Below are 13,494 nucleotides of genomic sequence, written 5' to 3' on the forward strand. Positions count from 1 at the left end.
TACTCAGAACTTTTTCATTCCCGAATTGTCAAATTAAGTTAGAAATTTTTTAACTGTTCATCTGTAATCTGACTGATGAATGCTTCCAGAGGTGTCTGGTAACCCAAACTTTTTCGTGGGATGTGGTTTCGTCGACTGGCAACTGCTTGAACAAATCTATCTGATAGCTGGTCCATAATAAGATTGTGACGTAAACCATCTTTACGCAGCAGACCATTGGTGTTCTCATTTAAACCACGTTGATTGGGTGCTCCGACAGCGGCAAAGTAAATATTTAAATCAAATTGGTTAGCAATGGTTCGCCAACCGGCGAACTCCTTACCATTGTCAAACGTAATTGACTTAAATAGGTGTCGTGGCAGCTTCGAAAGCCATCCTGCTAAACTACGATTGACATCGTGTGCCGACTTGGTATGCGAATTCAGCACAATTGCGACCTTAGTTTGTCGTTCAACCAGCGTGGTTACCGCACCCTGATGGTTTTTACCTTGAACCGTGTCACCTTCTAAATGGCCGAATTCTTGATTAAAATTAGGATAGTCCTGATAACGATTCTTTAAATCCCTGCCCAATTGACCCGCTTTCCCACGGCGTTCAATGTAACCATTAGGGTGCCGTTTGCCGTGCATCGGTAAATCTTTGGTCGACAACCCCAAAACACCGCGTTTGAAAAGGCGGTAAAGGGTTCGAACCCCACAGCTGAAAGCCCGTTCTTGGCGATTAATAATGGTATCTGGTTGCCAACCAGCTTGAGTTTTGGCTTGAATATAGGCCAGTTCATCAGGGCGTAGTTGAATTGGTTTACGCCCACAATGTTGTTTATGCTTTCGATAGTGGCATTGGTAATCAATAATCGTACCGCCAGCGTCAAGAAACCGATAAATACGATACACAGTTTCAGCACTCCGATGGAGCGCTGGGGCCACTAGATAAGCCTTTTTACCGAGTTTCCAAAAAGAATAAATTGTGGCAAGTTCGTCTATGGTAAGATGAGTATAGGTCATTTGTGATCAGCCTTTCTTTTGATTTTGACACTCAAAAGTCTATCACAAATGGCTTTTTAAATTTCTAACTTAATTTTACAAACCGGGATTAATAATCTTATTTTTCAGCAACGGGGATTTCCGGGTGCCGGTATTGCCGCATCATTTCTGCTAAATGGACTTCGTGAGTCACAAACTCATGCACGCGACAAACGTAGTCATGTTCCCGCCCAATCTTAGCAATATAGCCATTAATATAATCAACTTCGGTTGGCCGTCCCTTTGAGAAGTCTTGATACATTGATGGATAATGGTACTTATAGGCTCGACTGACCGTTTCAACCGAGTCGATTTCTTCTTGCCGCGTCTCAATGAGTTTGATGCCTGCCCTTTCGCAAGCATCATAGGCTTCGTTGAACATTTGAGTCGCCATATCCTTGACGCCCGGATATTCGATGAATTGGCCCATCTGAATCTCGAACATCGTGCACAAACTATTGGTGACCGCGTTAAACACAACTTTGGACATGCACATGCCCATAAAATTATCAGACCAAATCGGATTTAAATCAGCCGCCTTAAAATCGGCCATCACTTGCTTGGTAGTCGTATCAATAGGACCTGCATACTTACTCATATGCATTGCTTCACTACCCTTAGGCCCCATAAAATCAACCGTACCCGGACCATTCAAGACCGTTGCAATCATCGCCGTACCACCAATAATGTGATCTTCTGGGAAATATTGTGCAATCTTTTCAAAGTGCCCCATCCCGTTCATTGCGGCGAAAACGTACTGGTCCTCATGAAATAACGACGCATCACGCTCGAGCTCATCAGCTAACTGCATTTGCTTCTTAAAAATAATCCAGACATCTGGATGGCCCTGATATTCTTCAGGATAATAAATATTGATTGGAACGACATGATGATTTTGATGATCACGCGCCACATCGACGCCGCCTTGTTCACGGACCTTCGCCACGTTTGGTTCCCACGTGTCGATAAAATCAACGTCAACTCCGGCGTTTTCTTGTAACATTACGCCGTACCGATATCCCATTGCGCCTGCACCAATAATGCCATATTTCATAAGTAAAACCATCCTTTCGTCTTGCCAACTATGTGTGTCCCCCGCCCGTCCAAATGTGTTTGCCCACAAACGGGGTAATGCTTTCAATTTGCTATGTGCTGTCACGTATGTTGCACAACTATGTGTTAACACTGATTGCTCTGCTATGTCCGACCTAAAATAATGCTATGTGTTGCTTAAAGTAATGCTATGTGTCACTTGACGAAAAAAGCGCCCTTTGAATAATCGATCAGATTATCCAAAGGGCGCTTCCGCGCGGTACCACCTTACTGCTAACCGAATTCACATCCGGCCACTCATCGCGTTCAAAACGACTAAACGCGTGCACAATAATGGGTGCTACCAGTGAATCTCGTAAAATTCACGCCAATCCTTCAACTTTTCCTAACTTGTCATCACACCTTCACAGCAGCGGTGCTTTCTGCGCATCACAAGTTAGTTACTCCTTGAAGCATTATGGCTTTTCATCAAGTTTTAATGTTATAACCATAATATCATTTTAGGAAAAAGTCAACCTTTTGCACGAAAGTTTTTTTGAAATATGACGTGCCACCGCTTAATATCATTAGCAAACCGTACAAGGACGCTTCAAACAGCCTATTGTCCGCGTTCCTGATCAAGGGTCGTCAGTAATGGCTTCCAATCTAATGACCAGATCATACCAAGCGCATGGTCACCGGTCAAAACGCCCAAAACTGGACCGATAACCCCGGTCTTGACCCGGACAGCTGGAAATTGATAGCGTAGCTCGCTTGCCCAGTCTTCGGCAATCTGCGCGTCATTCGCGCTAATGACGTCCAGTCGAACCGGTAATTGACTGGTCGTCACAAATTGACTAAATTCATCTTGAACGGCCTGTTGCGCATTTTTAAGCGTCCGTTCCTTACCTAAGAGTTGGATTTTTCCATGCTCATTGAACGTAATAATCGGTTTATTGCGTAACACCATCGTTCCGGCCAAACTACTATTATTATAAATTCGGCCATTCTTAACCAGGTGACGCATCGAGTTGACAATCAAGACCGTTGTCGTTGCTGCCCGCAAACGTGTTAATTGCGCAATAATTTCATCTAAGGTGTAGCCAGCCAATGCCATGGCTGCGGCCAACTTCACCATGTTTGCCGTCCCGGCACAAGCAGTTCGTGAATCAAACACCCGCACGTCAATACCATCGACTGATGGCGCATAAGTCTTTAAATTATTAATCCAGCCACTGATGCCACTACTCAACCCAATGACTAAAATTTGATCATACCCGGCCGCTTGCAACCGATCGAACACAACTTGCATCTCCGGCATCGAGATTTGAGAGATCGTCGGAATTTCTTTTTCAACTTTAAGCAATCGATAAAATTGGTCCGTCGTAATATCAACGTTTTCGTGATAAACGTGATTACCGAACATAATCGGATCGTTCACCACCGTAATTTGGTAGTCTTTCACAGCTTGCGCCTTTAAATTGGCAGAGCTTTCGGTCACCACCGCAATTTTCATAATTTCACTCCTCATCGTGCCAGCCAAATCGCTGCCACGTCTCGCTAACTCATCTCAATTAGCGTGTCCACTAACCCTGGTTATCCCATGGAAAATTAGCATCAAAAAAAAGACGCTCAGATACAGTATACTGTACCTGAACGTTCTTTTTCAAATCGCAACATTCACGGTGGTTGCCATCGGATTCTCAGCCACCTGTGTCCAGTCCGCTGTACCGGCAATTGGTACTAAAGTCAGCGGGAGGGCCGCACTTAGCTTCTCACGTTGCGTGGCGCTTAAGTTGGTAATCTGATAACAATTGTTGGTAATCGTTTTAACTGAGAAATCCGCTTCATCAGCGTGACGCTTCAAGACTTGAGGCGCAACTTTACCAAAGCCTAAATACGTTTGTGTTAACTGATCAAATCGAGTGACTGCTAGTGTGCCAGCGTCTTTTTGGTTATGGATCGTTTGACAGCCGCTGATCAGATGCTTGGCCGCTACTAAGACATCGTTTAGAACGCTATTCGCCGTCGCCGTACTGCCAGCACCCGGTCCAGTATACAAGCTCGTACCGATGGCTTCACTTTGAACTGCTACCGCATTTTGGACCCCATTGATCTGACTCAGGGGTTGAGCGACCGGCACGGCTACCGGCGCCACACGGCAGTACAAACCAGGGCCATGTTGCTGAATCTGCGCCAGCAATTTAACGCGCCAACCATTTTCCATGGCTGATTGACAAATCGAAGCACTTAAATGGGTGATCCCCACGGGGGCGATCTGAGATAAGCTCAGTTCCTGACCGAACGCAAAACGACTGAGAATCATTAATTTATACGCCGCGTCAATGCCCGCAACATCATTGGTCGGATCAGCTTCAGCGTACCCGGCTGCCTGGGCAGTAGTCAAAGCTTGTTCGTATGATTGGCCGGCTGCCATTGCGCTTAGTATATAATTCGCTGTTCCGTTGATAATCCCACTGATCGACTGCACATTATCCGTCACGTAACTATCCGTCAGTGTCCGTAAGATAGGAATGCCACCCGCAACGCTGGCTTCATAGAATAAATCGCAGCCCCGTTTTTTTGCTAACGCAGCCAATTCAGGTCCGGCCGTTGCAATTAAGTCTTTATTAGCGGTCACGACAGCTTTACCTTGATTAAGCGCTGCCACGATGGCCTTTTTAGCAGTTGCGACCGTCCCCATGACTTCAATGACCAGTTGGATTTTTCGGTCACAAACCACGTTCGTTAATGAATCAGTCAAACGCGTTCCAATCGGTAACTGAACGGTGCGATGTGCGTTCAAATGATTAACGGCAACTGCTGCTAGGTGCAACCGAATACCCTGCGTTTGTTCAATTTTGGCAGCCGAGCGGGCCAGTCGTTCAACCACCCCGCTACCCACGGTTCCTAACCCTAACATGCCCACTTCAATTGTCGTTGTCATTGTAGCACCCTCCGTTTCACTTACTTTCAATCATCGACTATTCCGCAGTTATTAAATCTGAGCCAAAGCTTGATCCAAATCCGCAATCAAGTCGTCCGCGTTTTCAACACCTACTGAAATTCGAATCAAGTCCGGCGTTACACCAGCCGCCAATAATTCCTCTTCATTCAATTGTGCGTGCGTGGTGGACGCCGGATGAATAATTAACGATTTGGCATCGGCCACGTTGGCTAACAACGAAAACAATTGCAGATGTTCAATCAAGGCCTTACCAGCAGCCTCGCCACCAGTCAAGCCCAAGGTGAAGATCGAACCGACCCCATGTGGGAAGTACTTAGTTGCCAGGTCATGGTACGGACTGTCTTCAAGTTCAGGATAATTGATCCAGGCAACTTTTGGATGTGCCTTTAAGAAGGCCACAATCTTGCGTGTATTAGTAACGTGTCGTTCTACTCGTAATGACAAGGATTCTAGACCCTGGAGCAACAAGAAGGAATTAAAGGGACTGATAGTTGCACCGGTATCCCGCAGTGTTTCCGCCCGCACCTTAGTCGTAAAGGCAGCTCCACCTAAATCAGCAAAAACCAGGCCGTTATATTGTGGATCCGGTGTCGTAAAGTCCGGGTACTTACCACTCGCACGCCAGTCAAATTGGCCGCCTTCGACAATCACGCCACCCATGGTCGTCCCGTGTCCGCCGATAAATTTGGTTGCTGAGTGTACGACCACGTCAGCGCCATGTTCAAGTGGCCGAACTAAGTATGGTGTGCCAAAAGTATTATCAACAATAAAAATAATCCCGTTATCATGGGCAATTTTCCCGATGGCCTCAAAGTCAACTAAGTTAATGCCGGGATTGCCGATACTTTCAACGTACAAGGCCTTTGTATGGTCGTTGATTGCCGCCTCAAAGTTCGCCGGTTCATCAGGATCCACGAAGTGCGTCGTGATGCCCAACTTCTTTAACGTCACGCTGAATAAGTCATAGGTTCCACCATACAAGGTGTTAGCCGCGACAATTTCATCTCCCTGTTGGGCAATGTTTAAAATTGCCGCGGTAATCGCCGCCGAACCCGTTGCGAGCGTTACGCCGGCCGTCCCATGTTCCAAAGCGGCTACCCGTTTGTCGACCACGTCCGTCGTTGGATTGGTCAACCGGGTATAGATGTTGCCAGCGTCAGTCAGGGCAAACCGGCCCGCAGCTTGCTTGGCATCTTTAAAGACGTATGAAGTGGTTTGATAGATTGGAACGGCACGTGCGCCCGTTTCATCAACCGTCTGGCCTGCATGGACTTGTAATGTTTCAAAGTGATAATTTTCAGGATTCGTTGTTGTCATAATTAATAACCTACTTTCGTTAAATTCAAAGTTGCTAACCAGTTTTGATACAACTGGTCGCTCGCCGCTTGCCAACTGTAATCAACCGTAGTTAATTGTTCTGTAGCAAAGTAATGTTCAGGTAACTGAATTGGCAAATGCTTACGCCGGTCACGGAAATATTCGTCCGCCAGTGTACGCCGTTCGTATTCAGGGTGCCCGGTCACATAGACCGCATGCTGCTGAGGCGCGGACAAGACGAGTGGTCCCACCTCCGGATTGTCAGCAACCACCTGCAGCCCATTAGGTAAGCGGTCAGGCATCACCAGTGCCGTATGCCGTGATTGTGGCATTTTCAGTAAGCCCCCAGCACTCAGTCCGTTAATCAGTGGTGACTTAACGTCAGTGCTAGTCGCACTATAAATACCGAAAATTTTGTGATCCACGGCCCGCTTAGTGATGCCAAACTGGGCGTACAGTCCTGCTTGTGCCGCCCAGCATTCAAACAAGGTCTGGCTAACGTGCTGTTGTGCCCAATCTATAATCGTTAATAGTTCGTTCCAATAATCGACCGCTTCAAACGGCAACGTCTCGACCGGCGCGCCGGTGACGATCAAGCCATCAAAATACTGATCTTGAATATCAGCCAACGTGACGTAATGTGCGGCGACGACGGCCTGTGGCAAACTCTTGAAATGGTGGCTCGCAGGGTACATAAACGTGACCGCCACATCGGTGCTTCCGGCTGCAAAACGCTTTAGGAACTGCCGCTCCGTCGTTACCTTAGTCGGCATCAAATTTAAAATCAAAATCTGTTGCGTCTGCTGACCTTCCTCACGCGCTGAACGCACCCATTCACCACGGGCTGCTAATAAACCATTATTTGCTGTGACTGTCATCTAACCGCTTCCTCTCTCCTGTTTAAAACAAAAAAACTTCCGTCCATTAGTCTCTAATATGTTAGAAACTAACGGACGAAAGCTTTCGCGTTACCACCGTTGTTCGTTGCCATCTCACGATCACAACCTCGACGAGTACCCTAAAAATTTAGGAAACCCCGCAATATATCGGTTGCCGCCGCATGCGTAGCCACTACGACCCGCATCATGACTCCAAGCTCATCTTCACCGCACTCCTGAATACTTCTCTCACCATTACGAAGCTCTCTGCAAATCAGTGATGCGATTACTCTTCTCTTCAACGCCTTAATCTGTTTTTAATTTAAAACTAATTTAACACCAGTTTTATTCATTGTCAACTCATTTTATTGTTTTTCGTTATGTTTTACTTGCCTGCTTATTTAAAACTTGCTGAATACCCAAAATCAAAGACAGCCAGCTTAGGCCCGCTGGAAACGGTTCGGATAAGTGTAAACCTGCTTGGTTGGTTCGTCCTACACCGACCTCCAGTCGGGATGGGATTCGAATGGCCGACATGTGCACACCCAACTTTTGTTGGTCTCATCATTGTTCTTCATAAACAGTAATTTTGCTAAGCAACTATCAGACTGGAAATGATATTGGAATAGCTCACTATCTTAAGCCGCTGTAGTCAAAATTGAATGTTACGACAAAGTAGGTCATGCACCTGATATTTCATTCAAAGTTCCAGTATCAAAATAGTCGACGACCAATTGCACCAAGCTAAGTGGCCGTTCATCAGCCATTCGAGCGGCTTTCCGAAACGTGCTCGGTACCACTGAAGCCTGCGCTTGCTACGCCAAATTATTCTTAGGCGGAAGTGTATTTCTTCTAGCTTAGAATAAGACTCGTATTTGAGATGACGTGGGTTGGGCGTTAGCTCAAATCGACGTCGGCTGCGTTCCATTAATTGGCACCCAGCCCCGAAGGTCGGACTAGAACAAATAAATGTAGCCGACCAGGCATCCGCATTTCACAAGGTTTTCACCACAAATTTTAATATTTGGCAAAATTTATCCTTGACACTTTTTTCGACTTTGCCTATACTGAATTCATTCAATAACGAAAGCGAGGAACCAAGCATGTCAAAGTCAATTACTAACTTGAACAGTTCATGGCAAAGCCGGCCGTTCAGATTGTAATGCCGTCCACACGGATACAATCTGGCAAACAGTTTGTATCTGTGCCGGCTCACTTTGATATTCAAAGAAGTCTGCATGGGTTTTAACACAGCAGGCTTCGGTTCCGTAAAGGGCAAACCAGAGCTTACTGGTTTGCCCTTTTTTATTGGCTTTGAACTTGCCCGAGCTTAAGAAATTTTTTGAGGTGATTAGATTGAAACGTATGATTGCATTCATTAGTGCCTTGATCGTCTTTCTGGGAGTGGCCTTTGTCATGACAGGCAAGACCACCGCCACGAAGACGGCCAGTACAAAGAAAGTGCCGACGGTCGGCATTCTTCAACTCCAGACCCACCCCGCGCTCGACGCGATTCATCGTGGTGTGGTCGCTGGTCTAAAGGAATACGGTTATGTCGATGGCAAGACGGTCAAGATCGACTATCAAAATGCCCAGGGCGATCAAAGCAACTTGAAAACCATGAGCCAAAAATTCATGAACGAAAACGCCGCGTTAACAGTCGGAATTGCCACCCCCGCCGCGCAGGCCCTCGCTTCTGCGGCCAACAAGCAGACTCCGGTTATGTTAGCAGGGATTACTGATCCCTCGGGTAGCGGCCTAATTAAAAGCGACCAGCATCCCGGTGCCAATATTACGGGGACTTCTGGTGAATCGCCATTGAAATCCCACTTGGACTTGTTGCGGAAGCTCGTTCCCAGTGCTAAAACAATCGGGATTATTTACACCACTTCAGATCATGGTGGTGAATATAACGCCAAAAAGTTTGCACGGATTTGTAAACAAGAAGGTGTGAAATACAAGTTATATACTATCTCTAACACCAACGATATGCAGCAAGTGGCTGAAACCATGGCCGCCAATGTCGACGCCGTTTACGCGCCGCAAGATAATGGCGTCGCAAGTGCCATGAAAACGCTAGTCTCCGTTACAAACAAAGCTAAGGTACCCGTCATTCCAGCCGTTGATACGATGGTCAAAGCGGGCGGGCTCGCAACCTTATCCGTTGACCAGTATCAACTTGGTAAACTAACTGGTGAAATGGCAGCCAAAGTTTTGAAGGGTAAAGCAACTAGCGACTACCCAATCAAAGTCATCACTAAAGGTAAGATGACCATTAATTTAAGTGAAGCTAAAAAGCTTGGCATCAAGTTCCCAGCAAGTGTCCTTAAGGAAGCCAAAACGAAAGGGGTTATTTACAAATGAGTATGATCGTATCAAGCATCGGCCAAGGCCTCTTGTGGGCTACCTTAGGCGTCGCACTGTTTTTGACATTTCGAATTCTTGATTTCCCTGACATGACCGTTGAAGGAACGTTTCCTCTCGGTGCGGCCACGGCTGTCATGGCGATTAGCCATGGAATGGGACCCGTTACCGCTTCCCTGTTAGCCTTCATTGCGGGCGCGATTACCGGCCTGGTCACCGGCCTACTTTACACCAAAGGTAAAGTGCCGATCCTCTTAGCCGGAATTCTGGTGATGACCGCGTGCTTATCCATTAATTTGCGCATTATGGGCGGCAGCTCCAACGTTTCGCTGCTTGGCAAACAAACCATCTTTTCTAATCACTTTTTGGAATCACTACCTAAGTACTTTGACAGCGTCTTTGTTGGCCTCGTAGTAATCAGTATCATTACCGTGCTTCTGATTGTCTTCTTGCAGACTAACCTCGGTCAAGCCTTCATCGTCACTGGTGACAATCGTGAAATGGCACGTTCAATCGGTATCAACACCGATAACATGACCATCATGGGATTGATGGTCTCTAACGGCATCATTGGCCTGGGCGGCGCATTAATTGCGCAAAATAACGGTTACGCTGATGTCAGCATGGGAATCGGAATCATCGTAATTGCGCTCGCCTCGATCATCATCGGTGAAGTTGTCTTTGGTGAATTGACCTTGAATCAACGCCTCGTTGCGGTTACCCTCGGCAGCATTCTCTACCAGTTCGTACGCTTATTAGTCCTCCAACTAGGATTCAACACCAACGACATGAATCTGTTATCCGCATTAATTCTGGCAATCTGCTTGATGTTACCGCAATTCAGTAAAGTCTTACATCTCAATCACGTTTTGAAGAAGGGAGTGGCCCGTTATGACGAACAGTAGCGCCCCATTGTTATCATTAAAAAATATCGTGACCAAGGTTAATCCGGGAACCCCGAATGAGGTCAAAATTTTGCGGGGCCTGAACTTAGACGTTTATGATGGTGATTTTATTACTGTACTCGGTTCCAATGGTGCAGGTAAGTCGACCCTCTTCAATACGATCAGTGGCGAGTTGCCGGTTGATAGTGGTTCCATCCAGCTACGTGACCAGGATATCACCCACCTCTCCGTTGAAAAGCGGACCGCCTTCTTGGCACGCGTGTTCCAAGACCCCAAGATGGGGACCGCGCCCCGGATGACCGTAGCCGAAAACTTACTGCTCGCCAGTCAACGTGGTCAGCGGCGCACGTTAAAATTACGCCAGTTAAAAAAACACCTGCCCCACTTTCAAGCCCTAACGGAAACGATGGACGGCAATGGTCTTTCATCCCGGCTCAACACGGCAACCGAAAACTTATCCGGTGGTCAACGCCAGGCCCTGAGCTTTTTAATGGCTACTGAACAACGCCCCGACCTCTTGTTACTAGATGAACACACGGCCGCACTCGATCCTAAGACCAGTGCTCAACTGATGACCCAAACAAATCAACGGGTCACTGAAGAAAAGCTAACTTGTCTGATGATTACCCACCACTTAGACGATGCACTACGCTACGGCAATCGCCTGATTGTCCTTGATCAAGGTCAGATCAAGTACGATGTTCGTGATGACGAAAAAGCCCAACTGACCAAAGAAAAACTGTTAAGCTTCTTCGATATTATTGAATAATTATGAAGTCTAGCCCTGTTAATACTGACACCCAGTCATCGATTTTTTGATGATTGGGTGTTTTTTGCAGTTAATTGTAACCGTTTTAGTTGTGAACAATTTATTTTAGTGCTATATTTTAACTAGAATATTTCTAAACTAAATGGTGTCGACGTGCACAGCCATTTTCAGCCGTAATTTAGAATAATTATCAACTGCCCTTGTCGACAAACTTAGTTCGTGGTATATTCTATTTAGAACAGTTCTAAACTAAAATTTGGAGGCTTTACAATTATGAAAGTTATTGTCGTTGGTTCTTCTCATGGTGGTTATGAAACGGTTCGCGGTATTTTAGCCGCTCAACCAGATACTGAAATTCAATGGTACGAAAAAGGTGATTTTCTGTCATTCCTCTCATGTGGGATGCAGTTATACCTCGAAGGTGCCGTTAAAGATGTTAACACCGTCAGCTATGCCACTCCTGCTGGCATGCAAGCCCAAGGCGTCCACGTCTTCGTAAATAGTGAAATTAGCAAGGTCGACCCAGCTAGTCACAGTGTGCACGTCATTGACCACGCCACTGGTGACGAACGTGATGAAACTTATGACAAATTAGTCCTAAGTGTTGGCGCGGTGCCATTTGACCTGCCAGTACCTGGCCATGACTTAGCCAACATCTACGCAATGCGTGGCCGCGACTGGGCCATCAAACTAAAGGCCAAGACTGTTGACCCTAGTGTTAAGAATGTCGTTATCATCGGCTCTGGTTATATTGGTATCGAAGCGGCTGAAGTCTTTGCCAAAGCTGGCATGCACGTCACGGTTATCGACCTATTACCTCGCTTACTCAGCCTATACCTTGATCAAGAATTCACGGATATCTTAACTAAGACGATGGCTAATCACGGCATCTATGCTGCAGTTGGCCAAGGTATTAAAGCGTATGAAGGCGTTGACGGCCACGTCACCAAAGTTGTCACCGACCAAGGCGAATATCCAGCTGACCTAGTCGTCACTGCTGCCGGGATTCGGCCCGCAACTGGCTTCTTGAAGAACGTTATCGACTTAGATGATCACGGTTTGATCAAAATCAATGACCGTCTTCAAACGAGTGACTCCGACATTTACGCCGTTGGGGATGCAACCTTAGTACCATTCGCCCCAACTGGCAAGGATAACCGCATTGCGTTAGCCACTAACGCTCGTCGGCAAGGCCGGATCGCCGCTAAGAATCTGCTTGGCGAAAACGTGCCAATGCCTGCCGTTTCTGGCTCATCCGCACTATCCGTCTTTGACTACCACTTTGCTTCCACCGGTGTTAAAGAAGGCACAGCTGATAAACTGGGTGTCAAGACGGCATCCGTATTAGTAACTGACACCATTCGTCCTAAATTTGTCTCCGAAGACGCTGGCAACACCAAGGTTTGGTTCAAACTAACCTTTGACCCAACTGATGGTCGTGTGCTTGGTGCGCAAATCATGTCGAAGTACGATGTTACTGCTAACATCAATGCCATCTCAGTAGCTATTCAAGCTAAACTGACGGTTGCTGACCTAGCCTACACGGACTTCTTCTTCCAACCAGGCTTCGACCGTCCTTGGAACATCATCAACGTCGCTGCCCAAAAAGCAGCCGCAACCTTAAACTAAATCAATTGGTCACTAATTAGACCATACAACATCAATCGGACCCCTCAGCCACTTCGCTGAAGGGTCCGGTTTTTTTAATGCATCAAAATGCTAGTCATCAAGATTGACAGTATACCCAGTTTATTTTCAGATATCGTTTCATAAGATACCATGCTTAGCGTTGTACTAGTTATTACTTAGCATGAATCGTGATTAAAACGTGCCAGTTGTGTAAGTTCAAAAGCTGCCAGCTTAGGCCCGCTGGAAAAAGTTCGAGTTAGCGTAAAATCACTTAGTTGGCGCGTCCTACGCCGACTTCCAGGCATTTCTGCCAATTGCTGGAACGCGGTGGACACAGATTTAAGCCGAAGACCATGTCTTAAATACTGGTCTTCCACGCTTTAATGCCATATTGGTGAAACGTGCTCGGGTCAGACTGAGACTTCCGGTTAGCTACGCTATGACGTCAAGCGGAAATTCACCGCTTAACGCCCTAGCTAGGCTAATCCTCAGTCTCACCCGTCTGAACCTCACACTCTCGGCAGTGCTGAGCATTGGCCGAAACGCCTTCCAGTCGGGACAGCGTTCGAATGGCGGACATGGATGTACCCAACCATTGATGGACTTGTCA

10 protein-coding genes are annotated in these 13,494 nt (G+C 46.7%); 4 read left to right on the forward strand and 6 right to left on the reverse strand.

Annotation, left to right across the window (positions count from 1 at the left end):
• Window positions 1–38 precede the first annotated feature (38 nt).
• The 6 genes from V7R88_RS10305 to V7R88_RS10330 all read right to left on the reverse strand — a co-directional run bounded on the left by V7R88_RS10305 (window position 39) and on the right by V7R88_RS10330 (window position 7,217).
• Entirely contained in the window at window positions 39–1,004 is a 966-nt protein-coding gene (locus V7R88_RS10305) for an IS30 family transposase (RefSeq protein ID WP_033609918.1), read from the reverse strand.
• Between the two features lie 97 nt (window positions 1,005–1,101).
• Window positions 1,102–2,076: a ketopantoate reductase family protein gene (locus V7R88_RS10310; protein WP_057717757.1), complete on the reverse strand. Its 975-nt coding sequence runs from the start codon at window positions 2,074–2,076 to the stop codon at window positions 1,102–1,104.
• 597 nt (window positions 2,077–2,673) lie between these two features.
• Window positions 2,674–3,570, reverse strand: coding sequence for a DegV family protein (locus V7R88_RS10315; RefSeq protein ID WP_054397687.1), 897 nt, complete (start codon window positions 3,568–3,570; stop codon window positions 2,674–2,676).
• Window positions 3,571–3,720: 150 nt separating this feature from the next.
• Window positions 3,721–5,001 carry a homoserine dehydrogenase gene (locus V7R88_RS10320; RefSeq protein WP_057717758.1) on the reverse strand — a complete coding sequence of 427 codons (1,281 nt, stop codon included), beginning with the start codon at window positions 4,999–5,001 and terminating at the stop codon, window positions 3,721–3,723.
• A 51-nt stretch (window positions 5,002–5,052) separates the two neighbouring features.
• Window positions 5,053–6,339, reverse strand: coding sequence for an O-acetylhomoserine aminocarboxypropyltransferase/cysteine synthase family protein (locus V7R88_RS10325; protein ID WP_054397684.1), 1,287 nt, complete (start codon window positions 6,337–6,339; stop codon window positions 5,053–5,055).
• A gap of 2 nt (window positions 6,340–6,341) precedes the next feature.
• Window positions 6,342–7,217, reverse strand: a complete 876-nt coding sequence (locus tag V7R88_RS10330) for a homoserine O-acetyltransferase/O-succinyltransferase family protein (RefSeq protein WP_054397682.1) — start codon at window positions 7,215–7,217, stop codon at window positions 6,342–6,344.
• Between the two features lie 1,365 nt (window positions 7,218–8,582).
• Here V7R88_RS10330 and trpX point away from each other — a divergent pair.
• The 4 genes from trpX to V7R88_RS10350 all read left to right on the forward strand — a co-directional run bounded on the left by trpX (window position 8,583) and on the right by V7R88_RS10350 (window position 12,884).
• Window positions 8,583–9,581, forward strand: coding sequence for a tryptophan ABC transporter substrate-binding protein (trpX, locus tag V7R88_RS10335; protein ID WP_054397721.1), 999 nt, complete (start codon window positions 8,583–8,585; stop codon window positions 9,579–9,581).
• A complete protein-coding gene (locus tag V7R88_RS10340; RefSeq protein WP_054397680.1) occupies window positions 9,578–10,486 on the forward strand; it encodes an ABC transporter permease in 909 nt (302 codons plus the stop codon). The genes trpX and V7R88_RS10340 overlap by 4 nt, the downstream gene beginning before the upstream one ends.
• A complete protein-coding gene (locus V7R88_RS10345) occupies window positions 10,473–11,255 on the forward strand; it encodes an ABC transporter ATP-binding protein (RefSeq protein ID WP_057717760.1) in 783 nt (260 codons plus the stop codon). The genes V7R88_RS10340 and V7R88_RS10345 overlap by 14 nt, the downstream gene beginning before the upstream one ends.
• Before the next feature lie 273 nt (window positions 11,256–11,528).
• Complete coding sequence (locus V7R88_RS10350; protein ID WP_054397678.1) at window positions 11,529–12,884, forward strand: FAD-dependent oxidoreductase; 1,356 nt, start codon at window positions 11,529–11,531, stop codon at window positions 12,882–12,884.
• Window positions 12,885–13,494: the final 610 nt, after the last annotated feature.

It is taken from the genome of Lactiplantibacillus argentoratensis (assembly GCF_037290055.1).
Classification (GTDB): Bacteria; Bacillota; Bacilli; order Lactobacillales; family Lactobacillaceae; genus Lactiplantibacillus; species Lactiplantibacillus plantarum.

Coding starts and splice junctions, on each gene's coding strand:
- trpX (WP_054397721.1), top strand. CDS start 8,583: ATGATTGCATTCATTAGTGCCTTGATCGTCTTTCTGGGAGTGGCCTTT.
- V7R88_RS10350 (WP_054397678.1), top strand. CDS start 11,529: ATGAAAGTTATTGTCGTTGGTTCTTCTCATGGTGGTTATGAAACGGTT.
- V7R88_RS10320 (WP_057717758.1), bottom strand. CDS start 5,001: ATGACAACGACAATTGAAGTGGGCATGTTAGGGTTAGGAACCGTGGGT.
- V7R88_RS10325 (WP_054397684.1), bottom strand. CDS start 6,339: ATGACAACAACGAATCCTGAAAATTATCACTTTGAAACATTACAAGTC.
- V7R88_RS10330 (WP_054397682.1), bottom strand. CDS start 7,217: ATGACAGTCACAGCAAATAATGGTTTATTAGCAGCCCGTGGTGAATGG.
- V7R88_RS10305 (WP_033609918.1), bottom strand. CDS start 1,004: ATGACCTATACTCATCTTACCATAGACGAACTTGCCACAATTTATTCT.
- V7R88_RS10310 (WP_057717757.1), bottom strand. CDS start 2,076: ATGAAATATGGCATTATTGGTGCAGGCGCAATGGGATATCGGTACGGC.
- V7R88_RS10315 (WP_054397687.1), bottom strand. CDS start 3,570: ATGAAAATTGCGGTGGTGACCGAAAGCTCTGCCAATTTAAAGGCGCAA.
- V7R88_RS10345 (WP_057717760.1), top strand. CDS start 10,473: ATGACGAACAGTAGCGCCCCATTGTTATCATTAAAAAATATCGTGACC.
- V7R88_RS10340 (WP_054397680.1), top strand. CDS start 9,578: ATGAGTATGATCGTATCAAGCATCGGCCAAGGCCTCTTGTGGGCTACC.